We start from the raw sequence: 24,500 nt of genomic DNA, 5'->3' as shown, positions 1-24,500 counted from the left end.
AGTTAAGCTTAAGCTGACTTCGACTTCACTGACGTTGATTTATTCGGACGAACACCGAATTTATAGCATAAACCTAATATGATGATTGTCACAAGTCCGACAATCACAAATGCCGGTGTATCTTTCCCGGAGAAGACAGATCGGTAAAACAATCCACCGAGACTTCCACCAAGAACCGGACCAAGTACCGGAATCCAGGCATAACCCCAGTTAGAAGAACCTTTTCCTGCAATCGGCAAAATAAAATGCGCAATTCGCGGACCTAAATCACGTGCCGGATTCATTGCGTATCCTGTCGTCCCCCCAAATGACATTCCGAGACCGACAATCAAGACACCGACAACCAATGGATTCAGACCGTCTGAAAACGTATTGGCTCCAATCGATAAAATTCCAATGACGAGCAAAAATGTCGCAATCAATTCACTCATGACATTCGCAAATGTATGTGGAATCGCAGGTGATGTCGCGAAAACACCCAGTTTTGCCGCCGGATCTTTCGTTTCTGCCCAGTGCGGTAAGTAATGAACGAATACGATACTCGCTCCGGCAATTCCACCTAATATTTGTGCCACGATGTATCCCGGAACGTCCGCCCATGCAAATGATCCGTCAAAAGCAAGACCAAGTGTTACGGCCGGATTCAAGTGGGCGCCACTGAATTGACCCACCGCATAGGCAGAGAGCGCTACCGCAAACCCCCAGGCTAACGTAATGACGATCCAGCCGGCATCTTTTGCGTAGGATTTGGTTAATGTAACACCTGCTCCGACACCATTCCCGAATGCTACGAGAAGCGCTGTTCCTAAAAATTCTGCTAGTACCGGTGACATACGTATTTCCCCCTTTGTATGTGAAAAAAGCAACAAAAAAAAGAGATTCGCGCCTCGGCTTTTTGAATGTTCTCAAAAAGCATGAAAGCGTGAATCTCCGATTTCTCCGTCACTTCGTATCAACTTGTTTTCACTATAACAATCGATGAAAACGCTGTCAAACGATTTACGTGATCTTTATCATAGCGTTTTCATTTGTTTGGTTCAAAGTATTTCCATAACTCTTTATTGGATGTCGTAATACTCGATGCTCCAGCCGCGATTGCCTGTTCTACTTCCTCAACGGTATCAATCAATCCACCCGCGAATACCAGTTTGCCGGTTTTTCGTTTGACCTCTTCGATATACTTCGGCATCAATCCCGGTAATACTTCGATATAATCAGGTTGCGTCCGCTCCATCAGATGATAACTTTTTTCAAGCGAACTGGAATCAAGTAAAAACATCCGTTGCATCGTCTTGACCTTTTTTTGACGGGCTTTTAAGATGACACTCGCTTTTGTCGATATGACCCCATATGGCTTTAATTCCTGGCAGACATATTCGGTCGCAAATTCATCGTTTTTTAACCCTTGGACTAAATCCATATGCAAAAACATTTTTTTATCATACCGGTGTGCCAATTCATAAACGGCCTTTAAGCGCGAGACGTGCATCTCGAGTAGTACACCGTATTCATAAGGACTTTTCAACATTTTTTCAAAGTCTTCCAACTTTCTTACAGACGGTAGAATCTTTTGACCAAAGTACGTCATATAGCGTCCTCATTTCTTTGATTTGTTCTTAGTATGTCGTCTCCGCAATGTTTTCCGCAATCCTCTTTTTATGAAAACAAATGAAAAGAACGATTAAATTAGGGTATAGCTTAACGATACTGATTTGAAATGGAGGTGAGAAGCATAGGGAGAAGCTTTTCCCCTGTGCCTCGCATGAGTCAACAAAAAAGAATCATCATTTATTTATTTTCCATCCTTATTAACGCCCTCGGCAACAGCTTCATGGTCACGGCCGCCATCGGGAGCGCCCCGTGGACATCTGCCAGTGAAGCGTTAGCCCGAATTTCGCCGTTGACCGTCGGACTCGCCATCGTCGTCCTGCATGTTTTTGCGCTGATCAGTGCTTTACTCCTTGGCAGCCGTTTCAGTTGGTGGACGATTTTACTTAGTTTTTCCCTTGTCGTCCTGTTCGGGACAGCGATTGATTTCTTCTTATCGATTCACCAGCTCCTTTATACACCGGTCGCCTTGTGGGCGCGTATTTTGTATATGATCATCGGGATGCCGTTGATTTCGCTCGGACTTGCCCTGTATCTGCAAATCGGTTTCGTCCTGATGCCGCCCGATTACTTGATGAAATCATTGATCAGCCGATTCAACAGTACTTCGATTGGTGCAACGGTCAGCCTGGCGATTCCATTTTTGATTGCCAGCATCTTGTCGTTCGTCGAACACGAATTGATTGGGATCGGTGTCGGAACGTTCGTCTTTCTGTTGTTAAATGGTCCACTGATTGAATTTTTCCAAAAGACATTTCCGATCACCCGTCGTGTCACCTGACGCAGAAAATCCTGTCCGCGCTGTGAATGTCACAGTGGAGACAGGATTTTTTTTAGATTTAAAGATATGATTTTTTTTGGAAAATCAAAATTGATCCGCCGAATAACACCAAGATGTGTGCCAGAACGAAGATGACAGAAAACGTCAATGTCGTTCCCATCGGTTCTGCCGTTCCATATGTCAAGGCGCCTTTGAAGTACATCGACCAGTCCAAATGCATCAAAACAATCCATTTCGCGATTTCCGGTTTGAAGGCGAGTAACACATTCCCGACAATCGACGTAAAGAACTGGGCGAGCACGGTGAAGCCGATAATCATCCCGACAGAGCGGAAGATAAGTGAGAAGAATAACGTCATGAAAATTGTGAAAACCGGACTAACGAGCGACAACACGGTATCACGCCACTGGATGCTGTCACCGGCTTCAGAAAAGGCAAACGAAGCAGCGTACGTAATGACCGCGATGAAGATGAATTGTCCAAGCATGACTAAAATTGAGAACAACAGCTTTGAAAAATAAATCATCATCCGCGAATACGGACTCATCAATAGGTGTTTCATCGTATCGTAGCGGACTTCATTCCCAACGGTTTCCGCCGTGAAGACAATCGTAATGATGCCAAGCAAGCCGAATAAAATTGTCGAAACCAACGTATAATAATCACTGCGCGTCATGTCAAAATCATTCATTTTCGTAATAATGACAAGTCCAACGACGATAACGACGTATAGAGCTAAGACGATTTTTGATTTTTTCATCGTCCACCATTTCATCCATTCATTTTGTATGAGCGAAAGCATGTGAATCCCCCTCTTTTTTCGTCACTTGCAAGAATTGTTCTTCCAGTGTCATTCGTTTTACAGTCAGTTCATGTAAATCAGCAATCGGGACGATTAATCGGGCGATAGCCGGTGTCTCGGTTTCAGGTGCCGTGATGACGATTTTATCGTTCAAGCGTTCGGCCGGATAGTTGGCAACCCGCAATGCTTCAATGACGTCGCGTACATTATTTTCCGGAACACGAATCATGATTTTGGCTCCCGTCTCATTTCGAACAGACTCGACCGATTTGATGACCCCTTGGTCGATGATCGCATACCGGTCACTGATTTGTTCCATCTCACCTAACATATGGCTGGAAATCAAAATCGCAATATCCTGCTCGCGTGCCATTGCCCGGAGATATTCGCGCAGTTCGGCAATCCCGGCCGGATCCAGTCCATTCGTCGGTTCATCCAAAATCAAAACCCGCGGATTATGTAACAAGGCCCGGGCAATTCCAAGACGTTGTTTCATCCCGAGTGAATATTCACCGACTTTTTTCGACAGTTTTCCTTCAAGACCAACGAGTTTCGCTAATGCCTCATAGTCAACCTGAGTCAGACCCGGAATCAGATTCTTGGCATGAACAAGATTTTGCTTGCCCGTCATGTAGGTGTAGAATGCCGGATTTTCGACGATAGCACCGATTTGTGTCAATGCTTTTGAGCGTTCATGGACGACGTCAAAACCATTGACGGTGACTGTCCCCTCATCCTGTTCCATTAGTCCTGTAATGATTCGGATGGTCGTTGTTTTCCCTGCCCCGTTTGGTCCAAGAAATCCAAACACTTCTCCTGGCGACACTTCAAAGCTGACATCCTTTAAAATCTGTTCTTTGCCTAAACGTTTTGATACGTGTTCAATTTTCAGCATCTTTTTTCCTCCTCTTGCTGTTCTTCTTACTTCAGTGTACGTGATTCAACGTAAAAAAGTTCCTATCCTTACAATTATGTAATCCATTTCCAATTCAAAATCGTATACTAAAAGATGTTCACTACTCTATTTAACTGTAGGAACCCTGATGCCACTTCAATTTGTTCCTGTGACAAAAATAGATTTTCCAACCATTCAATCCATCTATGCTGAACACCCGCACTATGTTCAACTGGAAGGTCGATTACTTCCTTTATCAGAACACGAATTAGAAGCAGAATTTTTAAATCACGATACGATTAGCCTCCTTTGTCTTGACGGGGAAGATATACTTGCCCTCATCGATTATTTACCGGAACACCTAACCGATCATTCCACCTGGATCGGGTTGTTTTTAATGCCCGAACGGCTTCATCGCCAGGGCATCGGTTCGATGATTTTCCGTCTTTTCCACGAACAGTATTTACATGATTGTCCTGTCATTCGTCTAGCCGTCCTACCTGAAAATGTATCAGGACGTCGCTTTTGGGAAGATCTCGGTTTCCGCTTCGAACGATATGGAATATCCAATCACAATCAACCCGTCGAAGTTTTCATCAAAATGAAATCATGCGATGATCGTATGCTAAAATAATGAGAAGAATCCTGTTTATCTCATTAATGGAATTGGAGTTTATTATGAAGAAATTTTCTATCCGTTTTGATGTTTTACTCGCCTTATTGATTGCCGGTCTTTTTTTCGTCATGACACTTTCCTTGACGTTTTTAATCAGCAATCGTGCAACAGACCGTCTACAGGATGAAGTAGGAACGACTTTGTCTGCCACTGCCTATCAGTTATCCGATAAACTGGATCACTATATGTGGTCCCGTACCGCTGAAGTCAACGTCTTACGGACGTTACCGACGATTCGTGACGAACAAAATCCGGCTGAAACACGCAATACGCTTGAACAGTTGCAACAACAAATCCCTGACTTTTCATGGATTGGCGTCATGGATCCTGATGGACAAGTCGTTGCATCGACCGGGAAAATTCTAGAAGGTCAATCAATCAAAGCGCGTCCTGTCTTTCAGGAAGCACAAAAAAAACCGTTTATCGGAGATGTGCATGATGCTGTTTTACTGGCCAAATTACTTCCCAACCCGAGCGGCGAACCGTTACAGTTCGTCGATATCAGCACACCGCTATTTATAAACGGAAAAATGAGTGGCGTCCTCGCCGCACATCTCAGCTTTGAATGGGCCAAGGAAATCGAACAAAGCTTCCAAAGTTCTACCGCACAGATTAAAGATGTCGAATTCTTCATCGTCAGTAAACAAAACCGGACGGTCCTTCTCGGTCCGAAACAGTGGCGCGGGAAAAACTTACCGTCTGCCTGGTTAGCCGGAAATCAAAAAGGATACCGGATTTCCGACTGGGAAAAAGGGCAGGAATACTTAACCGGTGTCGCCAAAAGTAAAGGCTATAAAAACTACGACGGTCTCGGCTGGACCGTTCTCGTCCGCCAACCGAGTCAAGTTGCCTTTTCAGATGCAAGCACTCTGAGAAATTACATCTTGATTGCCGGATTGATTGCTTCTTTGCTGACAGCCATCATCGGTTGGTTCGTAGCCCGATTGTTGACTCGCCCCTTAAAGAAAATCACGCAGGCAGCAGAAGCCATGCAACACGATCGATCAAAATCGATTCCGTCACATACCGGGATTCGTGAGATAGAAGTACTGTCCGTCGCGTTACGCGAACTGACGACGAAATTGACCCATACCGAGCAAGAACGAACGACCTACGAGTCACTCGCCCTTCATGACGCTTTGACCGGACTGCCGAACCGGAATGGTTTATCTGATTATCTGGATGAACTGTCTCGTAAAACGCATGATCAGATTTACCTGTATCTTGATTTAGACGGATTTAAAGCAATCAATGATCAGTATGGTCATGCGATGGGTGATTTATTGTTAATCGAAGTTGCCGACCGTCTTCAAAAATCCTTACGCTATGAAGGGATTACGGCACGGCTTGGCGGGGATGAGTTTCTGATTATCCTCAACGAACAGATTTCGACGGAAGATATCGACCGGTACGGCAAGGACATCATCCACACGCTTTCGTATCCGTATCTTCTGAATCAACAAACTTTGTTTATTGGAGCCAGCATCGGAGTCGCCGTTCGTTCGACCGAAGAATCGATCGAACAAGTCATTCACCGTGCGGATCTTGCTTTGTATGATTCCAAACACCGGGGCAAAGGATGCTTGACCTTCCATCATTAAGAGGCTTCATTGACAAGATCACCGCTTCTCCGTAATGTGAACGCATAGAAGAAGCAATCCCCAACTACTTACAACAAGGAGCTGACAACATGAATCAGTGGACACGCGAAGCACGCTATCGCCCGCTTTCCGATCTTGCACCGGAAGTGTATCAACTCATGAAAGAAGAAGTACGCAACTCACCTTGGCGGTTTTCTTTCCACATTCAACCCCCAACCGGTTTGTTGAACGATCCGAACGGATTTGTTTATCACAACGGCACGTATCATCTTTTTTACCAATGGTTCCCGCTCGGCCCCGTTCACGGATTGAAATACTGGTACCACATGACTTCAAAGGATTTAGTGCACTGGTTTGATGAGGGAGCAGCCCTTATTCCAAACGATGATCCTGATTCACACGGTGCTTACTCCGGAAGTGGTTTCATTAAAAATGATCAGATCCATATCATGTATACAGGAAACAAACGGGATGCAGATTGGAAGCGACACACGAGTCAAATCGTTGGTCACCTTCGTTCGGACGGCCGGATTGACAAGCATCTGCCCCCTGCCATTCCAACCGTTCCAAATGGCTATACCGAGCATTTCCGGGACCCTAAAGTGTTTCAGCATCACGGTACATGGTATTGCATCATCGGGGCTCAACGTGACGATCTGACCGGCTGCACAGTAATGTATCAATCCGAAGATGCGGAGAGCTGGACCTTGATGGGCGAACTCGTCACCCGTTACGATCAATTCGGTTACATGTGGGAATGTCCTGATTATTTTGAACTGGACGGAAAAGGACTATTACTGTTCAGTCCGCAAGGGATTGCTCCCGCAGGAGATCGTTACCAAAACATCTTCCAGTCGGGATATTTGATGGGACAACCACTCGCCCTTCCCGAGCTTGCTTTCCAACATGAGGATTTTGTGGAACTTGATTTCGGATTTGATTTTTATGCTCCCCAGACGACACTTGCAGCAGACGGACGCCGGATTCTTGTCGGCTGGATGGGGTTACCTGACATCTCGTATCCAAGCGACCGTTATAACTGGGCACACGGTTTGACGTTGCCGCGAGAACTGACACTCGAAAATCAGCAGTTGCGTCAAAAACCCGTTCAGGAACTAACGTCACTCCGTAAAGAAACGTTGTACGAAAAGGAACTGAAGTTGGTCCGTGAAGTCCTGCCTGCACAAGCAGAAATTTTCGAGCTCGAGTTGTCCCAGTTGCAACTTTCTTCCGACCAATTGGAAGTGAAGCTTCGGGTCAGCGAGCAGGAAGAAACCGTTCTGCGATACGATCAACAAACGAATCGATTTACCATTGATCGCGGACAATCAGGGGCAGATGTGCCAGCACTCGAATATGGTACGACTCGTTCTACCGTATTGACCGAACCATTGCATACCTTACGGGTGTTCGTTGATCGTTCGTCAATCGAAGTATTTCTAAATGACGGGGAAGCCGTTGCTTCCGCCCGGATTTTCCCGAAAACGACGAGCCAAGGCATCGTTCTGACAGGTGACGCGACGGCTCAGCTGGCCATTTACAGCCTGTAAGCCGTTGATTCTTTTTTATTCCTGCAAAAAAAGCACATTCCTCACAGATCAGCTGTGGAATGTGCTTTTTATTGAGGAGCTGTTTCTTTTTGAAGATCAAAGGCTAATATGTGTTGTTCGCCAATCGGACCCATGACAGATTGTAACGTGTCCACATAACCTGTTTTAAAGTACAAGGATTTTGCCGCGATATTCTTTTTATTGACCGCTAACGTAATCGCCGTTACTTCTGGAAAATGTTCATTCACGAATGCAGGTAATTGCATCATTGCTTCTTTGGCATAGCCTTGTTGCTGATGTCTTGCATCAATCGAAAAAGCCCGCAACAGGACACTGCGTTCATCTGTCCGGTATGTTTTCGGTGGATTTAAATGCAGGATGAAAAATCCGACGACTTCCATCTCTTTTTTTATGACGACCGGAAACTTGTCCGGATTACTTACCGCTTCCGACACGACTTCGGTCGGAAATGTCGTAAATTGGATTTGTTCTTCCGGAAGAATAAACGCATCACATTGTTCATAATGTTCATTGGTATACATAAACAGCTTTACTTGAGACATACTTTTTTCCGCCTTCCATTAGTCAAGGAGACCCAACACTCCCCTTACATCTATTTCCATTTTACATGTTCTAGATGTTTTAGCCAATGATTCAGGAACGTTCCTGTAAAAGATTTTATCTTTACTTATATTCCACTTCTTGTGTAGACTTAATCAATTGTCCGGCTGAAAATGCTAAACTAAGAAAAGAAAATTGAGTTTACAAAGGTAAGAGGTGAATAAACCGATGTCCCCAGACTTTTTTGAACGCATGGAGATGGAAACCGGGAACAAACTAAATGCTGTCCAGCGCCAAGCGATTGAGCACGATCGAGGTCCGCTCCTATTACTCGCTTCCCCGGGTTCAGGAAAAACCACAACATTGAACTTTAAAATTGCCTATTTGATTCTCGAAAAAAAGGTGAATCCCCGGTCTATTTTAGGATTAACTTTCAGCAAAGCCGCTGCTCATGAGATGGCAGAACGTTTTCATGATTGGTTTCATCATTTAATCGGGACGACGGCTTCCTTTTCGACGATCCATAGTTTTGCCTTTCAAGTCGTCCGTGATTATGCGGCAACACGTCGCCTTCAGTATACGATTATCGAAGGAGCCGTTGAAAAATCGGCAACACATCGTCCGGAACAGCCGTTGCATAAACGAATGATTCTTCGCCGGATTTTCCAAGAAATTAACCGGAGCGTCATTACGGAAGATCAGATGGATGAATTACTGCGAATGATTTCTTTCGTTAAAAATCGGTTATTGGTAACGAAGGATGTTGAAACATTAAAAACGACCATTAAACATTTTCCGGAGATTTACTCAGCTTATGAACAATTTAAACTGCGGGATCCCCTCCATCCGCTGATGGACTTTGATGACATGTTGACGTATGCCAATACGATTCTGTCAGAAGATGCCGCACTGCTTAGATCGTACCAACGGCGTTTTGAGTATATTTTAACGGACGAAAGTCAGGATACGTCTTTAGTTCAGCATCAACTTGTCGAAAAACTGGCACTGCCTCACAATAACCTTTGTGTCGTCGCCGACGATGATCAAACGCTGTACAGCTGGCGCGGTGCGGATGTATCAAAAATCATCCACTTTAAAGATACGTATCCCGATGCGACCGTATTGTACATGGAACAAAACTATCGTTCCTCTAAAGAAATCGTCGAGACCGCCAATCGATTCATTCAGCGTAATAAGGTCCGTTACCCGAAGAAAATGTATACGGAAAATCCGTCGTCCCGTGCCATCACCGTTGAAACGTTACCGGCGTACGAAGACCAAACGCGGTATGTCATTCGTCAATTACGTGAGGAAACGAATTTTAAAGAAGTAGCGATTTTATACCGTAATAATTCGTCCTCGATAAACATCATGAATGCTCTTGATCTAGCCGGCATTCCTTTTTATATCAAGGACGTCGACCATAAATTCTTTAGCCATTGGGTTTTAAAGGATATCTTACATTTCATCGAATTGGCAAACGACCCTTCCGATGTGGATGTTTTGGCGCAAATTCATACGAAATTTGCAGGGTATATCTCAAAAGTTCAATTACAGCGTCTGTACGAATTACGGAACGGAGAAAACGTGTTTGATTTGTTGCTTCATCATGTCGAGATGAAGTTTTATCAAAAAAAACAACTCAAAACCATTAAATCGGTCTTTGCTGCCATGCAAACTGCCCGTCCTGCTGCCGCATTGGCACTGATTCGTAATGAACTGGGCTATGAAAAAAACCTGAAAAAAATGAGTGACAGTCTTGGATTCAGCATTGATTTTTTACTTGAAATGCTCAATACGATTGAAAATGTTGCAAGTGATCTTCCGACGTCCCTTGCCTTTAAAGAACGGATTTTGCATCTCGAACAATTAATGCGTCAAGCGAAGTCCAATAAACATCAAAATGCCGTTACCTTATCGACTTTCCACAGTGCCAAGGGACTTGAGTTCGATCGTGTCTTCATGATTGATCTGATCAACGGTGTTCTTCCGTCGTCTGATAACATCAAATCTTACAAAGACGGACAACTCGAAGAAATGGAAGAAGCAGTCCGCCTGTTTTATGTCGGTATGACACGGGCACGGCACGATCTTCATCTTTTGTCTTACCGGTATAAGTCAAAGCCGGTCGAAGAATCCTTATTCATCGCAAATATCCGACAGATTCTCAATCCGGATCAAAAGGCACAAAAAGAAGCCCGCTATGCTCCGCGTTTGAACGATACACCGGCAGGACCGCTTCTTGCCGTCGAGAAGAACATGCGAATTCGTCATAAATCCTTCGGCGAGGGAACGATTGTTCATTTGATGGACGACGTTCTCGAGATTCAGTTTGATAAGGGCATCGATAAGCAACTGTCCCTCCAAGTCTGTTCCGAAAATCATCTGATAACGATTCTTTAAAAAAGACTCATTTTTCACCGGACGAGCTCCAGTGGAAAATGAGTCTTTTGTTGATCATGTCATGCGTTCATCATTTTGACGGACCAGTGCATCACGGATTTCCGTAAGCAGTTTTTCTTCCGTCGTCGGAGCTGCGACTTCTTCCGTCGTCTCCTCTTTCCGACGAAAAGCATTGATGCCTTTCACAAACAAAAACAAGGCAAATGCAATCAAGATGAACTCAATGCTCGCTTGCAGGAATTGACCGTATAACAAATTAGCATTTCCGACCTCGACGGACAATCCTTTGACATCAATTCCACCGATGATAATGCCGATCAACGGCATGAAGATACTGTCGACCAAAGATTTGATGATGCCACTGAAGGCAGCCCCGAGGATGACCCCTACTGCCAAATCAATGACATTTCCGCGAAACGCAAACTCCTTAAACGCTTTGAACAATGCCTGTTACCCCTCTCTTGTTACGTCCATGCCCGATCAGCCAACTGACGAATCGCATAGCCGACCCCATTTTCATTATTTGTTTTCGTCACTTGATGCGCAATCGCTTTTGCGTCGTCATGACCATTCCCCATCGCTATCGCCATTCCGGCGACTTTGAACATCGGAACATCATTTAAGTTGTCCCCGATGACGGCGACCTCTTCGATTGACACTCCAAGGTGCTTTGCCAGTGTTTTGACCGCTGTTCCTTTATCGGCACCAAGTGCCATGACTTCAATGTTGTCATGACCGGACGACGTCACATAAATTCCGTCCACTTTTTGTTCGATTTCTTTCCAAATCTTTTTCATCAACTCCTGATCAAAAGAGAAGGAAATGAACTTAAAGACCTGCCCTGCTTGGTTACGAATGAATGAGCGGAATCCATCAATCATCTTGACATCTTCATTGACGTAATAACGATTGTGGAAAAAGTCGAGCACATCCTTTGCCCGGTCGCTTTCCTGACTCATTTCCTTGAGCGAATCATAGGCGGCGTCAATCGTTGATCCTTGTGCCGTGACGAGACCTTGGTCACAAAACATCTCAAAAAATACTTCGTATTGGCTGATGATGCCGTAAATTTGTTGCGCTTGCTCAGTTGTCAGCGTCGTCGCACTCAGTTCTTCCCCGTCAACGGTCAAAACGCGCGCTCCGTTCGACGCGATGATCGGACATGTGATCCCTGCCTGATCCGTCAATTCTTTTGCATTTAAGTAGTTTCGTCCTGTCGCAATCGCAAAATCAATGCCTTGTTCTTTTGCAGCTTCAATGGCTGCAATCGTTTCCGGTTCTATTTTCTGTTTACTGGATAACACCGTACCATCCATGTCTGAGATCAATAATTTGATTGCTTTTGCCAAAACGTTCACTCTCCTTTATCTTTTTCCATTTTACTATACCATTTTCAGCATGATATTCCTGTTCCGACCCTTTTGATTCCGCTCAAAGGATCGGAGACAACAATCGGGAAATACTCTCTTTAAACTTAATGAGTCGGGATCGTTTCGCATATTTTTCAGCCGTCAGTTGCTCACAGACGAGACAGTCTGCTTCAAACAGACGGGCCAGTTCTTCTGCAACATGCTGATCGTAGACGATCGAGTTCATCTCAAAATTCAATCTGAAGCTCCGGGCATCGATATTCGTCGTTCCGACGGATGCGATTTCCTGATCGACGACAATCGTTTTCGCATGGAGAAATCCAGGTTCATACGTATAGATTTTTGCTCCATAATCAATTAGTTCCCCTGCTGCCGCTGTCGTCGCCCAGTAGACGAACGGATGGTCCGGCTTGTTCGGAATCATAATTCGGATTTCGACACCTGCCAGTAACGCCATTTTGCAGGCGTCCATATAACTGGTATCCGGAATGAAATAGGGCGACTGGATATAGATCGATTCTTTCGCGGATGAAATCATTTTAATCAGCAGATTTTTGAGATATTCCGTTTTTGAATCCGGACCCGACGTCACAATCTGCATCGGCAGCTCCTGTTCAATCGAATGGGCGCCATAATAAAAAGCATTTTTTGCCGTATAGCTGTCACTGGCCTGATTCCAGTCCAAAATGAACCGGTCCAGTTGATCATGGACGACTTCTCCTTCTAACCGGAAATGCGTGTCGCGCCAGTAGCCGAATTTTTCGTCGATCCCTAAATACTCCGTTCCGACGTTAAAGCCGCCGATATAACCAATCTTCCCGTCGACGATACATGACTTCCGATGGTTTCGGTTGTTGAGACGGAAGTTGATCAAACCGATTGTCGGCGGAAAAAAAGCGAACACTTCCCCGTTGTATTTCATCAATTCCTTAAAGTCGGACCGTTTCAAATCACGGGAGCCGACCGCATCATAGAGCAACCGGACTTTGATTCCTTGTTTCGCTTTATTTGTCAAAGCGGCAATTAACGCTTGTCCAAGCGAATCCTTTTGAATGATGTAATACTGGATGTTAATTTCGTGTTCCGCATTTACGATGTCGGTCATCATCCGATTAAATTTTTGCTCACCGTCCGATAAAATGACGACCTCATTTTTAAAACTGAGCAACGCATCGTTCGACACTAAATTCATCCGGATCAGTTGGTCATACCGGACGATAGCAGGATGACGCTGTTGTGTCTCGAATTTATCCAATTCGGTTAATTGAAGCGTCACGCGTCGTGATTGTTCTTGTTTTTCCGTTTGTTCGACGTGATAAAAATTTGTTTTTTTCAAGAGACGTCCAAAAAATAAATAAATCAGAAACCCGATCAACGGAACAAAATACAAAATCAGAACCCATGCCCATGTTGCGCCAATGTCTCGTCGTTCCAAAAAAATAACGGTGACGACCGCCAATAAATTCATGATAATCAAGCCGTAAGCCAATATAACGAGCATCGTACTCAACACGTCAAGCACTGGATCTCCTCCTTTGTTCTACCTGTCACCTTTTCCCGCTGCAATGTATAAGGTATTCCTTATTTTCAAAGTAAATAAAACAAAAAAGTGCAGGAAACTCCTAAAAAAGATGGAGTTTCCTGCACTGGATAAGATTTTATGATTCATTGACGGATTCATCCGCGTGGGATTGTTCCAATTCAATTGATTCAACCATTGTTTTTGCACTGGCTACACAATCCGGCAATCCTACCCCGTCATAGGCAAGTCCTGCGAGATAAATGCCGGGATATTGTGCCAATACTTCCTCCCGGACGCGCTGAATTCGATCGGCATGACCGACTGTATATGCAGGAAGACCATCTACCAACCGGCTGATGATGACTTGTTTCGGTTCTAATGCCCGTCCACAAATCTTCTCTAAATCCTGCAACACAGCTTGTTGCAGAACTTCATCTGATTCATAAACCAAATGATCATTGCCCGGTCGACCGACGAATGCACGCAGGACCGTATGATTTGGAGCGGAATGATTCCATTTTTGATCGATCGCCGTACAGGCCGTGATGGAGTATGGTGCCCGTCGATTGACGACAAAACCTGTTCCTTCAATCGGTAACGACTCTTGTTGATCAAAAATCATCGTAATCGTCGCCGTCGAGTGCGTCGTCAACTGTTCAAGCTCCGGCAAGTGGGCATCCGGCAACAATTTGACGACTTGAGGATGCGGAATCGTCAAGAGTACGTAATCTGCATACTCCGGACCATGATCCGTTTTCAACCGGTAGCGTCCGTCTTCACGTGAAATCTCAAGCAATGGCGTTTCCAGCCGCACTTCCGAACGTTCGAGCATCTCTTCCAATCGTTCAATCAACGATTCGAGTCCTGTTTCGAGCGATAAAAACTGTCCCGTCGCTTTGATTGTTGTTTGCGGAGTCTGCGGCAATTGATCGAGCGGACGCATTAAACGCATCCCTTCAAACAGTGAACCGGCTTTTTGTTCGTTCGCGACGAATTGGGGATACGTCGCAAACGTACTCATCTGATCGATGTTACCGGCATAAATCCCGGATAACAAAGGTTCAATCAGTTTTTCGACTAGTGCATCCCCGAGCCGCGGACGTAAATACTCTCCGAGCGGAATGTCCTGTTCAGGAATCCTTAACTCCTCCGACGGATGCAACAACAAGTCAGCGACTTCCTGTTTTTCCTGTTCTGTCAGTAACGTCGTTTCCCGAAACAGATCAAGATCCGTCGGAATTCCCATGACCGCACCCTTAGGAATCGGGTGAAGACCACCCGTATCCAAAATAAACGCTTGGGACGTGTTATTTCGGACCAGTTTTTCACCCAGTCCGATTGCTTCAATCAAATCCGTCAAAATATGTTTTCGGGCGACGTAAGAATCCGGTCCGCGTTCAATCGTAAAACCATCTTCTCGGTACGTCGCGACTTTTCCGCCCAGACGTTCTCCGGCTTCAAGCAACGTGATGTTCAAATCAGGAAAAGTACGTTCTGCGTAATAGGCAGCGGCAAGACCAGTAATACCACCGCCGACGATGACGAGACGTTTACTTGACATAACTGCCGACCTGTTTCGAAACAGCCTCGGTGACTGCTCTCATGAAGGCAGGATCTGCATTCGGCATAATCGGACGTGCGTAATGAATACCCAGTTCGTCACAGACGACTTTACACTCATAATCATTATCGAACAGGACTTCCAAGTGATCGGCAACGAATCCGACAGGAACGTAGACGAATGCTTCATACCCTTTTGCTTCATAAACGTCACGCGTCAAATCTTGTACATCTGGTCCCAGCCAAGGTTCTGGCGTTTGTCCGGCTGATTGCCAGCCTGTGATCATATGTTTGACACCGGCACGTGCCGCAATCAGGTCTGCTGTCTCTTTTAATTGTTCCGGGTACGGATCACCGTTCGCGATGATTTTTTCCGGTAAACTGTGTGCGGACACGACCAAGACCGCTTTTTCTTCCGGTACCGGTAATGCATCAAACGTTTTCCGGATTTCTTTACCCCACCAGTCAATGAACGCTTCTTCTTTGTACCATGACTCAACAGAAGCCAAATGAATGCCGTGTTTATCTGCCACTTCTTTCGCCCGACCGTTGTATGAACGGATGCTGAACGTCGAGTAGTGCGGTGCAAGTACGACAGTGACTGCTTCTGTGATGCCGTCTTTCGCCATTTGTTCTACAGCATCTTCGACGAATGGTTCGATATGCTTCAGACCCAAATACAGCTTGAATTCGATTTCACCCGCATATTTTTCCGACAATTGGCGGTGTAATTCTTCCGCTTGATCAATCGTGACTTGCGCCAGTGGTGAAACACCACCGATTGCTTCATACCGTTCTGTCAGTTCAGCCAATGCTTCTGGAGACGGTTTGCGTCCACGACGGATGTGTGTGTAATAACGTTCGATGTCTTCCGGTTTATACGGCGTACCATACGCCATGACGAGTAATCCTAATGTTTTCATTTCGCTACCTCCATTTTTTCTTTCGAGTAATCATGGATATATGCAGTGAGACGTTTTAAGACTTCCGGATCCACCTCCGGGAAAATTCCATGTCCTAAGTTAAAGATGAAACCGGGACGTTTCATTCCCATATCAAGGATTTCTTTTGTTTTTGCTTCGAGAATCTCCCATGGGGCAAGCAGGTAAGATGGATCAAGATTTCCCTGTAAGGTTTTCGTCAGTCCGCGTTCACGTGCTGCATCTACCGACAACCGCCAGTCGAGTCCGACGACATCCAGCGGCAGATCGTGCCACTCTTCCGCCAAATGACTTGCTCCAACGCCAAACATGATCATCGGAACGCCCGTTTCTTTCAATTCCGTGAAAATACGCTCCATCGTCGGTTTGATATACAGAACATAATCATTCCGGCTCGTCGTACCAACCCACGAATCGAAGATTTGGAATGCCTGGATGCCGGCATCGACTTGTGCTTTGATATAATCGATGACCATATCTCCGAGTTTCTCCATTAAAGCATGCCATACATCAGGATGACCATACATCAATGCTTTCGTTTTATGGTAGCCTTTTGACGGACCACCCTCGATCATATAGCTGGCCAATGTAAACGGCGCCCCCGAAAAACCGATTAACGGAACTTCGAGACGTTCACGCAACAGTTTAATCGTCTCGAAAATGTAGGGAATATCTTCTTTTTTAAATGGTTGGAGCGCTTGAACATCGTCCATTGTCCGAATCGGATTTGCAATGACAGGACCAATGCCGCTTTTAATCTCTACGTCGACACCCATCGAAGGCAATGGCGTCATAATATCTTTATAGAGAATCGCTGCGTCGACTCCCAACTGCTTCACTGGTAGTTCTGTGACATATGCGCATAACTCAGGATCATGTGTAATCTCAAACAGTGTCCGTGTCTTCTTGATTTCACGATACTCCGCTTGATACCGACCTGCTTGTCGCATATACCAGACCGGTACATGGCTTACCTCTTCGCCACGAATGGCCCGCAAAAATGTATCATTAAATTTTTTCATCATAACTACCCCTTTATACTCGTTCTAACGCCCCAAAATAACGCACGATAAGTTTGTGAACACAGAAACATTATATCTGAAATTCAGAACGGTGTGCCAATAAATCGTTTACAAAATTACAGTTCTGTTACCCGTTCATCAAATGTTCACCGTTTCTTATAGAGTCCGAAAGCAGCATTCAACTGTCCACGGATCAAATCCGAACGTTGTTGTTCCGTTACTTTCCGTTCTTTTTCACGGATTTCGTGTGTCCGCCATCCGTCTTCGATCTTTTCCGCAACTTCTACCAATCGTTCAATGTCTGTAAACGAGTACTTTCGTGTTTTTCCGTTCGTCCGCTCTGGAAAAATCAATTTTCGTTCTTCATAGTAACGAATTTGACGTTCCGACAAACCGGTTAATTCGCAGACAATCCCAATCGTCATCACCTTCTTCTCCCGGTAATTCATCTTCGTCACTCCTTTCCTTCAAAATACCATGTCAGATTTTCTGACACAAGACGTTTCTTGGAAAGGATTTCCGTCTAAAGTAAACACATACTTTAAATTGATAAAGGAGGAACGATGATGAATTTAGAAGAAATGTTAGTTTCGGTTGATACGTTTTATGTCTTATTCGCTACCTTACTCGTCTTTACAATGCAGATTGGATTTTTATTACTCGAAACAGGAATGTTGCGGGCTAAAAATGCCGGGCATGTCGCGGTTAAACAATTAATCAGCTTCTCCGTTGCCGCCCTTGCCTTTTGGGCGATCGGCTTCGGACTGACGTTCGGAGATGGTCCAGGTTTAATCGGAACAGAAGGATTCTTCCTTCAAGGAGGGTTTTCAAGCCTTGACTGGTCAAATGTAACAATCGATGTCAAGTTCCTCTTCCAACTGTCATTTGTCGCCGTATCCCTCGCGATCGCTTGGGGTGGTTTTGCGGAACGGGCAAAACTATCCGTCTACTTGTTGTTCGGGACGTTCTTCGTCGCCATCATCTATCCGATCATCGCCCGTTCGGTTTGGGCCGGCGGCTTCCTTGGTTCTCTCGGAATGCAGGATTTTGCCGGTTCGACCGTCGTCCACTTACAAGGTGGGATTGCCGCTCTCGTCGCTGCTCTGATCCTGAAAAAACGGATTGGTGCGGAACAAACACCTTTACTCGGTCATAACGTCATCTACTCCGTCGTCGGGGCTTTCATTCTTTGGTTATGTTGGTTTGGATTCAATGCCGGTTCGACGTTAACGATCGCTGACGGATTCTTCAGCTATGTCGCCTTGACGACATTACTTGCGACAGCTGCTGGTGCTCTTGGTGCGCTCGCCATTTCCTTTTGGCACCGCCGGGTCGCAGATATCCCGTCGATCATCAACGGCGTCTTAGCCGCCCTTGTTGCCATCACTGCGGCTTGTGCCTTCGTCGAGCCCTGGGGAGCCGTCGTCATTGGCTTCCTGGCCGGAGTCATCACGTACGGAACAAGCATCCTGCTTGCCCGTCGTGTCGATGATCCATTGTGTGCTTTCTCTGTTCACGGTGTGGCCGGAATTTGGGGCACACTCGCTACCGGATTCTTCGCTTCGCCGAGACTGGTTGAAATCACAGGAATTGGACAAGCCGGACTGTTTTACGGCGGTGGATTTACACAACTTGGGGTTCAAGCCCTTGGTGTCGTCTTCGCAGTCGTCGTAGTCAGTGTCTTAAGTTATGCCTTCCTCAAGTTGCTCGACGTAACCATCGGTCTCCGGATTACACGGGAAGACGAACTGCGTGGACTCGATGTTGCCGAGCACGGACAGGCTTCTTACGACCTTCCTGCACCGGTCAACAAAGAGTTGCACCCTGAGTATGAACAGGAAGAATCGACCGAAAAAGTCAATTGAGAGGTATCCTCAAATCCCCCTTTGCCGTAATGGCAGAGGGGGATTTTTTCTTTGATACTACAGTTATTTTTTTCTGGCGTAATATTCAGCAACAACGAGTGCCAAAACAGCACCTGCGACGACGGTCGGAAAACCGCTGATCAGATACCCGATCAATGTCAAAATCAACACTTGTAAAAACGACATAATCCGAAGAACTTTCCGTTTTGAAGCCGTCGCATCTCCAAACGGCAGTAAGCGGGTCAACAGATGCGAGTCGATCGCCCGTGTAAACGGAGCCAATTGAAAGCTCGTCAGTCCGCTGAAGGCTGGTACAGCAAGAACGACTAACCATTCATTGTCTTTTCCAAGCCACATAAAGACGGCTCCGATTAAGGTCAAACGAACAATCAAACCGATCCCGTCCGTGCTTCGAATGAATTGTTTCATGTACAGATAGTCAAATGTCCGGTTACGGTCAAACCCGATTTTTTCTACCAAAAGACTTAGGAGACGTCGGCGCTTATATGTCGTCGACAATCGTGGGACATCGACAAACCAGTTTGCGATGCGGTAAAAACGGTCACGTGATTCCTGTTCCAGTGCAATCCAGTCCATCAACGGTAACTGATCCTGTTTTTTCAAATGAAGTGTCAGCAATAACAAACTCGTCACCACGATGCTGAATGAACCCATTCCCAACATGACGAGAACGCCGGCACCGGTTGCATATAAGAGGACTATTCGATGACCGACCCCTTCGAGTTTCGATAAGTTAGCTGCGGCACCAATCATGCTTAGGGCTGCAAACAAACTGAACAATCCGATCGGTGAAGTTTCTTCTGTCCGAACGTATAAGACTGCGACAGCGAGAAACGGGATGACTGCCCGGATCATGCCAAATAGAGCATTATAGGTTCGAACCCGCTTCATGTAACCGGTAAGATGTGGCAGACTCGGAAGCAAAAAGACTTGGTCCGCTTCGGTTAAAAAGGTTCGTGTCGAGCGATAAAAGGCTAAGAAGATGAACAGACTTCCCATGACCAGATTTCCGGGGAATGACGGATCCAGTTGATCTAAAAATCGTCCGTACACGACAAGGCCGTACAAGACGACGAAATAGACGGTAAACAGCAACCCGCCGTTCGCCATATACCGGGTATATTTTGTCATTTCCGCCATAGCAGCCTGGTATCGTGTACTCCATAAAACGGAACTTGTCATCGTTCGGCCTCCTCGATGGCCGCGACATAGATATCATCAAGGGAGCCGTCCTTCAAATCGTACCGGTCTCGAAGTTCTCCGGTTGTTCCTTCTGCAGCGATTCGCCCTTCATGCAGTAAGATGAACCGATTGCAATGACGTTCTGCCGTCTCCAGGATATGCGTCGACATCAGGATTCCTTTCCCATCTGCTTTTAATTCACTGAAAATCGTTAACAATTCACGAATGGCGAGCGGATCCAGTCCGACGAACGGTTCATCGACGATCAACAACTCACTGCCCGTCACCAAAGCGCAGAGAATCATTGCTTTTTGTTTCATCCCTTTGGAAAAAACACTCGGAAACCACTCTAACTGTTTAGTCATTCGAAGCCGGGTTGCATAATGATCGATTCGTTCCTGAGCTTTTTTTTCCTCAACTGCATATCCTTGCGCCATCAAGCGCAAATGTTCACGTAAAGTCAATTGTTCATACAACATCGGTTGCTCTGGAATGTAGGCGACTTGTTTCCGGTATGTTTGTTCATCCTGTTCTAAACTGACACCGTTGATCAAGATTTCTCCTGACTTGACCGGCAACAAACCGAGGATATGTTTAATCGTCGTTGATTTTCCGGCACCGTTCAGACCGATTAAGCCGACCAGTTCTCCTTGGTTTACCGATATATTGATATCATGGAGGACTTTTTTTGCTCCATATCCTCCTGATAACTCATTTATTTTTAACAACACTCTCATCGACTCCCTTCATTAACCATCCTAGACAATTCAATCTCACTTTTCTAGTTTGAGTCATTTTTTTATTAAGAAAAGGTTTGAATACATCTTTTTACGGTAATTACTCTAAGTGTAATCGTTACATCAATATATGAAAACGACTTACAAAAATTGAAAGTAGCATTTTAAATACGAGTTTCTCTAAGAGGTAACTGGTATAATCGTCTAGCCATTTTATTTTTAACGTTTTTACCTCGCTGGTTGAAATGATTATTTTAAATGCTTTTATCTTTCAATGTGTTTACAACTGCCTGAAAACAGGTAAATCTAAAGTAAGAAAAGGAGGGTTCCAAATGGGATTCTTATGGGCTTTAATCGTCGGTGGATTAATCGGTTGGGTAGCTAGTCTAATCATCGGAAAAGACGTACCAGGTGGTATCATCGGTAACATCGTTGCTGGTTTTGTCGGAGCAATGATCGGTCAAGCAATCTTCGGTACAATGGGACCAGATATCGCTGGTTTCGCTATTATTCCAGCTATCTTAGGTGCTATCATCTTAATCTTCATCGTGTCATTGATTCTTCGTTCAGTACGTCGTAAATGATTTATTGAAATAATGATTAGTATGTAAATTTTATTGAAGGAGTGTTTTTAAATGGGATTCTTATGGGCTTTAATCGTCGGTGGATTAATCGGTTGGATCGCTAGTCTAATTATTGGTAAAGATGTACCGGGCGGCATCATTGGTAACATTATCGCAGGTTTTGTTGGTTCAATGATCGGACAAGCTATTTTCGGTTCAATGGGACCTACTATCGGCGGATTTGCAATCATTCCAGCTATTCTTGGTGCAATCATCTTAATCTTCATCGTATCGTTGATTCTCCGTTCAGTACGTCGTAAATAATTTAAACTACTAAAACTAAAAGGAGTGTTTTAAATGGGATTCTTATGGGCTTTAATCGTTGGTGGTATTATTGGTTGGTTAGCAAGTCTTATTCTCGGTAAAGATGTACCAGGTGGAGTTATCGGTAACATCATCGCAGGTTTTGTCGGTTCAATGATCGGACAAGCTCTTTTCGGAAGTTGGGGACCGTCAGTTGCCGGTTTCGCAATCGTACCAGCTATCCTTGGTGCAATTATCTTAATCTTAATCGTTTCGTTCATCCTTCGTGCGGTCAACAAACGATAATCTGATTTACTGCAAAAAAACCACTAAAGACGTCATGTCTCTAGTGGTTTTTTTGTTTGATCTGCGGATTTTTTTTAGTTACGTAACTCCAGCCACATTTTACCTGATCGTTCAATGACACGTTTTTCTGACTTGATATTCAACCACCCTAACAAATCGTCAAAAAAGCTTGATGGGTATTTCCAGACCGTCCCGACTGATTCCGTCGATTTAGATTCCGGCTTGCCGGCGACTGCTTCGAGCTCAGACGTTGTTTTATTCAAATCAATTAAGATACTTTTGACTTCATGATTCTCATACACCATTTCAAATCCGTCATATATCGTTTTGTTGGCCATCTGGTTTGTCGGAGGGCCAAATGATTTTTCTACTTCGGATTGGCTTCGGCCGATATAATCCGTCATCTGTTCGACCGTCTTACCGGTTCTTGCCTTCACTTCCGCTTCGAGCAGCTTCTCGATATCGACACCGTATTGTTCCTTCTTATCCGGTGCAATCTGTTGTGCCAGTTTAAAGACAACCGTTGTCGTTCTCTGATCTCCTATTTGAACGGTCTCAGTCGCCTGTCCCGTCTTTCCGTTCGCTTCCACGCGGGCTGACACCTCATACTCGCCCGGAAAACGTTTAATGGTTAAGGGAGCCTCTTGATCCGCATTACCTGCTGGCGCATCATCGATTGAAATGGACGCCGTTTCCGTATCAACCTTCACTTCCAATGTCTGTTTATTCAAATGCAAAGTGTACGTGTCGAACCAAAATCGTCCCGGCTGTTTTTTCAATGAAAATAAATCTTGTTGCTTAGTTCGTTTTGTTTCTTTCGGATAATTGTTTTGATCAGATTTAATTTCGGCTACAGTTCGTTCAAGCCGTTCCGGGTCTGCCTTAAACCATTTCATGAGCTGATTTGTTTCCGCAAGCTTTAACGGTTTGTTGTTGAGATACACTAATTGTTGAAACGTTTCCCGGTCTTGTTCCTGTACCGTTTTTTGAAACACTTGATCTGTCTGTTGCCGTTCGGCAGCCGGTTTGATTTGACTCCATCCAATCCAAGCAATCAGACCAGCGAGTACAATAATTCCCACGATGAGTCCGATTCGCTGATTTCGTCTTTTCTTTTTTTCATATACAGTGATGCGAGACGGCATCTTCGTTTCCCCTACCTTCTTTTTTAGGATTTCCTTTAGTTTAGAAACCCTTCATATCCTTGTCAATTGCCCGCAAGACCGATTCAGTCGAGTATACTGAAGCTATATCCATCTGAAGGAGTGAGTCCATTGCAAAAAGAAAACTGTATTTTCTGTAAGATTGCCAACCATGAGATCCCAAGCCATAAAGTTTTTGAAAATGAAGAAGTTTTGGCTTTTCTCGATTTATCACAAGTAACGAAAGGTCATACGCTTGTCATTCCAAAACAGCACGCTGATAACGTCTACGATTTATCCGCAGAAAGTGCACAGGCTGTTTTTGCAACCATTCCGGAAATCAGTCGTGCTTTACAACAGGAAACAGGCGCTGCCGGAATGAACCTTTTATCGAACACCGGGAAAGTTGCCGGACAATCTGTTTCTCACTTCCATCTCCATCTCATTCCGCGCCACGACAAACACGATGGCTTTGGTGCGAAATGGGAAGTGCACAATGAAGAGTATACGGCTGAAGAATTGGCAACAATCGCCGAATCCATTAAAAATCGTCTCTGACGGTACCCAAAACCGTTCAATTACTGACTCATTTTAGAAATATTGCCGAAATAGGTTTCTAATATCGAATTTTCGGTAAAATAATACGAAACAAATATTTTAATATCAAAAGGAGGTAAAACTATGTCGAAGCGTCCCCATCGTAACTGGGTCGCTTTTGGTGCTACGCTGTCGCTTGTGACTTTTTACGGTTTGAAGGCGCTTCGCCAAGGTACTAAAAGTGACTCTTCGAATGGTAAACAACGTCGAAATTCTTATTCTACAATCGTAACGAACGTGCAGGATTTGACGCAAGAGGGAAAGAATCTAATAGAGACAGCCAAACTTTCTGGTACGACTTTTAAAGAGGAAGTTACAAGAGATGTCTCCCAGTATCAGTCAGAGGTTCAAGAATCACTCGCACGTCTTCAGAAATTTGCTGATGAGGCAAAACAAGACGTCGATCATCTTACTCCCCAACAATAACGGTCCGCTGCTTCGATTTGTTTTTGTATAGTTTGCATTTTGCGCGTTTGAGCCATTGTCACCTTT

26 protein-coding genes are annotated in these 24,500 nt (G+C 44.9%); 11 read left to right on the top strand and 15 right to left on the bottom strand.

Going from position 1 to position 24,500, the window contains the following annotated elements:
* Positions 1–8: 8 nt before the first annotated feature.
* Positions 9–833 carry an MIP/aquaporin family protein gene (locus ACP26N_RS03900; protein WP_131503880.1) on the bottom strand — a complete coding sequence of 275 codons (825 nt, stop codon included), beginning with the start codon at positions 831–833 and terminating at the stop codon, positions 9–11.
* Positions 834–1,024: 191 nt separating this feature from the next.
* Positions 1,025–1,588 carry a glycerol-3-phosphate responsive antiterminator gene (locus ACP26N_RS03895; protein ID WP_026833733.1) on the bottom strand — a complete coding sequence of 188 codons (564 nt, stop codon included), beginning with the start codon at positions 1,586–1,588 and terminating at the stop codon, positions 1,025–1,027.
* A gap of 174 nt (positions 1,589–1,762) precedes the next feature.
* Here ACP26N_RS03895 and ACP26N_RS03890 point away from each other — a divergent pair, with 174 nt between their 5' ends.
* Complete coding sequence (locus ACP26N_RS03890; protein ID WP_131503969.1) at positions 1,763–2,389, top strand: YczE/YyaS/YitT family protein; 627 nt, start codon at positions 1,763–1,765, stop codon at positions 2,387–2,389.
* 58 nt (positions 2,390–2,447) lie between these two features.
* Here ACP26N_RS03890 and ACP26N_RS03885 read toward each other — a convergent pair whose 3' ends face one another.
* Both ACP26N_RS03885 and ACP26N_RS03880 read right to left on the bottom strand, forming a co-directional pair.
* Positions 2,448–3,191, bottom strand: coding sequence for an ABC transporter permease (locus ACP26N_RS03885; protein ID WP_131973256.1), 744 nt, complete (start codon positions 3,189–3,191; stop codon positions 2,448–2,450).
* Positions 3,169–4,086, bottom strand: a complete 918-nt coding sequence (locus ACP26N_RS03880; RefSeq protein WP_131503878.1) for an ABC transporter ATP-binding protein — start codon at positions 4,084–4,086, stop codon at positions 3,169–3,171. The genes ACP26N_RS03885 and ACP26N_RS03880 overlap by 23 nt, the downstream gene beginning before the upstream one ends.
* 148 nt (positions 4,087–4,234) lie before the next feature.
* Here ACP26N_RS03880 and ACP26N_RS03875 point away from each other — a divergent pair, with 148 nt between their 5' ends.
* The 3 genes from ACP26N_RS03875 (at position 4,235) to ACP26N_RS03865 (ending at position 7,913) form a co-directional block, all read left to right on the top strand.
* Complete coding sequence (locus ACP26N_RS03875) at positions 4,235–4,720, top strand: GNAT family N-acetyltransferase (protein WP_214854192.1); 486 nt, start codon at positions 4,235–4,237, stop codon at positions 4,718–4,720.
* A 44-nt stretch (positions 4,721–4,764) separates the two neighbouring features.
* On the top strand, positions 4,765–6,363 hold the full coding sequence (locus ACP26N_RS03870) for a sensor domain-containing diguanylate cyclase (RefSeq protein ID WP_131503876.1): 1,599 nt from the start codon (positions 4,765–4,767) through the stop codon (positions 6,361–6,363).
* 89 nt (positions 6,364–6,452) lie between these two features.
* Complete coding sequence (locus tag ACP26N_RS03865) at positions 6,453–7,913, top strand: glycoside hydrolase family 32 protein (protein ID WP_426354819.1); 1,461 nt, start codon at positions 6,453–6,455, stop codon at positions 7,911–7,913.
* A 68-nt stretch (positions 7,914–7,981) separates the two neighbouring features.
* Here the strand turns inward: ACP26N_RS03865 and ACP26N_RS03860 are convergent, their stop codons facing one another.
* On the bottom strand, positions 7,982–8,476 hold the full coding sequence (locus tag ACP26N_RS03860) for a GNAT family N-acetyltransferase (RefSeq protein ID WP_131503874.1): 495 nt from the start codon (positions 8,474–8,476) through the stop codon (positions 7,982–7,984).
* 226 nt (positions 8,477–8,702) lie between these two features.
* Here ACP26N_RS03860 and ACP26N_RS03855 point away from each other — a divergent pair, with 226 nt between their 5' ends.
* The gene (locus ACP26N_RS03855) at positions 8,703–10,877 is read left to right on the top strand and encodes an ATP-dependent helicase (RefSeq protein ID WP_426354818.1); all 2,175 of its coding nucleotides are present in this window, start codon (positions 8,703–8,705) and stop codon (positions 10,875–10,877) included.
* 54 nt (positions 10,878–10,931) lie between these two features.
* Here ACP26N_RS03855 and mscL read toward each other — a convergent pair whose 3' ends face one another.
* The 7 genes from mscL to ACP26N_RS03820 all read right to left on the bottom strand — a co-directional run bounded on the left by mscL (position 10,932) and on the right by ACP26N_RS03820 (position 17,741).
* On the bottom strand, positions 10,932–11,321 hold the full coding sequence (mscL, locus tag ACP26N_RS03850) for a large-conductance mechanosensitive channel protein MscL (protein WP_114596495.1): 390 nt from the start codon (positions 11,319–11,321) through the stop codon (positions 10,932–10,934).
* A gap of 20 nt (positions 11,322–11,341) precedes the next feature.
* Positions 11,342–12,235 (bottom strand): Cof-type HAD-IIB family hydrolase, encoded by an 894-nt coding sequence (locus tag ACP26N_RS03845; RefSeq protein WP_255508424.1) that lies wholly within the window; start codon positions 12,233–12,235, stop codon positions 11,342–11,344.
* Positions 12,236–12,308: 73 nt separating this feature from the next.
* Positions 12,309–13,769, bottom strand: coding sequence for a cardiolipin synthase (gene cls, locus ACP26N_RS03840; RefSeq protein ID WP_371819884.1), 1,461 nt, complete (start codon positions 13,767–13,769; stop codon positions 12,309–12,311).
* A gap of 136 nt (positions 13,770–13,905) precedes the next feature.
* On the bottom strand, positions 13,906–15,330 hold the full coding sequence (hemG, locus tag ACP26N_RS03835) for a protoporphyrinogen oxidase (RefSeq protein WP_131503871.1): 1,425 nt from the start codon (positions 15,328–15,330) through the stop codon (positions 13,906–13,908).
* Positions 15,320–16,252, bottom strand: coding sequence for a ferrochelatase (gene hemH / locus ACP26N_RS03830; RefSeq protein WP_131503870.1), 933 nt, complete (start codon positions 16,250–16,252; stop codon positions 15,320–15,322). The genes hemG and hemH overlap by 11 nt, the downstream gene beginning before the upstream one ends.
* Positions 16,249–17,295, bottom strand: a complete 1,047-nt coding sequence (gene hemE / locus ACP26N_RS03825) for a uroporphyrinogen decarboxylase (RefSeq protein ID WP_131503869.1) — start codon at positions 17,293–17,295, stop codon at positions 16,249–16,251. The genes hemH and hemE overlap by 4 nt, the downstream gene beginning before the upstream one ends.
* A gap of 143 nt (positions 17,296–17,438) precedes the next feature.
* Complete coding sequence (locus ACP26N_RS03820; protein WP_012369603.1) at positions 17,439–17,741, bottom strand: MerR family transcriptional regulator; 303 nt, start codon at positions 17,739–17,741, stop codon at positions 17,439–17,441.
* 117 nt (positions 17,742–17,858) lie between these two features.
* On the opposite strand from ACP26N_RS03820, the gene ACP26N_RS03815 reads away from it, so the two are divergent.
* Positions 17,859–19,157: an ammonium transporter gene (locus ACP26N_RS03815; RefSeq protein ID WP_165871663.1), complete on the top strand. Its 1,299-nt coding sequence runs from the start codon at positions 17,859–17,861 to the stop codon at positions 19,155–19,157.
* 63 nt (positions 19,158–19,220) lie between these two features.
* Here ACP26N_RS03815 and ACP26N_RS03810 read toward each other — a convergent pair whose 3' ends face one another.
* Together ACP26N_RS03810 and ACP26N_RS03805 are read right to left on the bottom strand one after the other, a co-directional pair.
* Positions 19,221–20,360 (bottom strand): ABC transporter permease, encoded by a 1,140-nt coding sequence (locus ACP26N_RS03810; protein WP_131503867.1) that lies wholly within the window; start codon positions 20,358–20,360, stop codon positions 19,221–19,223.
* On the bottom strand, positions 20,357–21,097 hold the full coding sequence (locus ACP26N_RS03805; RefSeq protein WP_114596501.1) for an ABC transporter ATP-binding protein: 741 nt from the start codon (positions 21,095–21,097) through the stop codon (positions 20,357–20,359). The genes ACP26N_RS03810 and ACP26N_RS03805 overlap by 4 nt, the downstream gene beginning before the upstream one ends.
* Before the next feature lie 332 nt (positions 21,098–21,429).
* Here ACP26N_RS03805 and ACP26N_RS03800 point away from each other — a divergent pair, with 332 nt between their 5' ends.
* Genes ACP26N_RS03800 through ACP26N_RS03790 form a run of 3 tightly spaced genes read left to right on the top strand, consistent with a single transcriptional unit; the run spans position 21,430 to position 22,269 of the window.
* Complete coding sequence (locus tag ACP26N_RS03800; protein ID WP_026829092.1) at positions 21,430–21,681, top strand: GlsB/YeaQ/YmgE family stress response membrane protein; 252 nt, start codon at positions 21,430–21,432, stop codon at positions 21,679–21,681.
* 51 nt (positions 21,682–21,732) lie between these two features.
* Positions 21,733–21,984, top strand: a complete 252-nt coding sequence (locus tag ACP26N_RS03795) for a GlsB/YeaQ/YmgE family stress response membrane protein (RefSeq protein WP_012369598.1) — start codon at positions 21,733–21,735, stop codon at positions 21,982–21,984.
* A 33-nt stretch (positions 21,985–22,017) separates the two neighbouring features.
* Positions 22,018–22,269 carry a GlsB/YeaQ/YmgE family stress response membrane protein gene (locus ACP26N_RS03790; protein ID WP_012369597.1) on the top strand — a complete coding sequence of 84 codons (252 nt, stop codon included), beginning with the start codon at positions 22,018–22,020 and terminating at the stop codon, positions 22,267–22,269.
* Between the two features lie 74 nt (positions 22,270–22,343).
* On the opposite strand, the gene ACP26N_RS03785 is transcribed toward ACP26N_RS03790, so the two are convergent.
* Positions 22,344–23,414, bottom strand: coding sequence for a TcaA second domain-containing protein (locus tag ACP26N_RS03785; RefSeq protein ID WP_131973263.1), 1,071 nt, complete (start codon positions 23,412–23,414; stop codon positions 22,344–22,346).
* Between the two features lie 129 nt (positions 23,415–23,543).
* On the opposite strand from ACP26N_RS03785, the gene ACP26N_RS03780 reads away from it, so the two are divergent.
* The gene (locus tag ACP26N_RS03780; protein WP_131503865.1) at positions 23,544–23,969 is read left to right on the top strand and encodes an HIT family protein; all 426 of its coding nucleotides are present in this window, start codon (positions 23,544–23,546) and stop codon (positions 23,967–23,969) included.
* 123 nt (positions 23,970–24,092) lie between these two features.
* Positions 24,093–24,434 carry a hypothetical protein gene (locus ACP26N_RS03775; RefSeq protein ID WP_131503864.1) on the top strand — a complete coding sequence of 114 codons (342 nt, stop codon included), beginning with the start codon at positions 24,093–24,095 and terminating at the stop codon, positions 24,432–24,434.
* Positions 24,435–24,500: the final 66 nt, after the last annotated feature.

This window comes from Exiguobacterium sp. R-39, from assembly GCF_049942815.1.
Taxonomy (GTDB): Bacteria; Bacillota; Bacilli; order Exiguobacteriales; family Exiguobacteriaceae; genus Exiguobacterium_A.
This window is presented reverse-complemented; position numbering and strand designations above follow the sequence as displayed.

Coding starts and splice junctions, on each gene's coding strand:
- ACP26N_RS03900 (WP_131503880.1), bottom strand. CDS start 833: ATGTCACCGGTACTAGCAGAATTTTTAGGAACAGCGCTTCTCGTAGCA.
- ACP26N_RS03895 (WP_026833733.1), bottom strand. CDS start 1,588: ATGACGTACTTTGGTCAAAAGATTCTACCGTCTGTAAGAAAGTTGGAA.
- ACP26N_RS03890 (WP_131503969.1), top strand. CDS start 1,763: ATGAGTCAACAAAAAAGAATCATCATTTATTTATTTTCCATCCTTATT.
- ACP26N_RS03885 (WP_131973256.1), bottom strand. CDS start 3,191: ATGCTTTCGCTCATACAAAATGAATGGATGAAATGGTGGACGATGAAA.
- ACP26N_RS03880 (WP_131503878.1), bottom strand. CDS start 4,086: ATGCTGAAAATTGAACACGTATCAAAACGTTTAGGCAAAGAACAGATT.
- ACP26N_RS03875 (WP_214854192.1), top strand. CDS start 4,235: ATGCCACTTCAATTTGTTCCTGTGACAAAAATAGATTTTCCAACCATT.
- ACP26N_RS03870 (WP_131503876.1), top strand. CDS start 4,765: ATGAAGAAATTTTCTATCCGTTTTGATGTTTTACTCGCCTTATTGATT.
- ACP26N_RS03865 (WP_426354819.1), top strand. CDS start 6,453: ATGAATCAGTGGACACGCGAAGCACGCTATCGCCCGCTTTCCGATCTT.
- ACP26N_RS03860 (WP_131503874.1), bottom strand. CDS start 8,476: ATGTCTCAAGTAAAGCTGTTTATGTATACCAATGAACATTATGAACAA.
- ACP26N_RS03855 (WP_426354818.1), top strand. CDS start 8,703: ATGTCCCCAGACTTTTTTGAACGCATGGAGATGGAAACCGGGAACAAA.
- hemG (WP_131503871.1), bottom strand. CDS start 15,330: ATGTCAAGTAAACGTCTCGTCATCGTCGGCGGTGGTATTACTGGTCTT.
- hemH (WP_131503870.1), bottom strand. CDS start 16,252: ATGAAAACATTAGGATTACTCGTCATGGCGTATGGTACGCCGTATAAA.
- hemE (WP_131503869.1), bottom strand. CDS start 17,295: ATGATGAAAAAATTTAATGATACATTTTTGCGGGCCATTCGTGGCGAA.
- ACP26N_RS03820 (WP_012369603.1), bottom strand. CDS start 17,741: ATGAATTACCGGGAGAAGAAGGTGATGACGATTGGGATTGTCTGCGAA.
- ACP26N_RS03815 (WP_165871663.1), top strand. CDS start 17,859: ATGAATTTAGAAGAAATGTTAGTTTCGGTTGATACGTTTTATGTCTTA.
- ACP26N_RS03810 (WP_131503867.1), bottom strand. CDS start 20,360: ATGACAAGTTCCGTTTTATGGAGTACACGATACCAGGCTGCTATGGCG.
- ACP26N_RS03805 (WP_114596501.1), bottom strand. CDS start 21,097: ATGAGAGTGTTGTTAAAAATAAATGAGTTATCAGGAGGATATGGAGCA.
- ACP26N_RS03800 (WP_026829092.1), top strand. CDS start 21,430: ATGGGATTCTTATGGGCTTTAATCGTCGGTGGATTAATCGGTTGGGTA.
- ACP26N_RS03795 (WP_012369598.1), top strand. CDS start 21,733: ATGGGATTCTTATGGGCTTTAATCGTCGGTGGATTAATCGGTTGGATC.
- ACP26N_RS03790 (WP_012369597.1), top strand. CDS start 22,018: ATGGGATTCTTATGGGCTTTAATCGTTGGTGGTATTATTGGTTGGTTA.
- ACP26N_RS03785 (WP_131973263.1), bottom strand. CDS start 23,414: ATGCCGTCTCGCATCACTGTATATGAAAAAAAGAAAAGACGAAATCAG.
- ACP26N_RS03775 (WP_131503864.1), top strand. CDS start 24,093: ATGTCGAAGCGTCCCCATCGTAACTGGGTCGCTTTTGGTGCTACGCTG.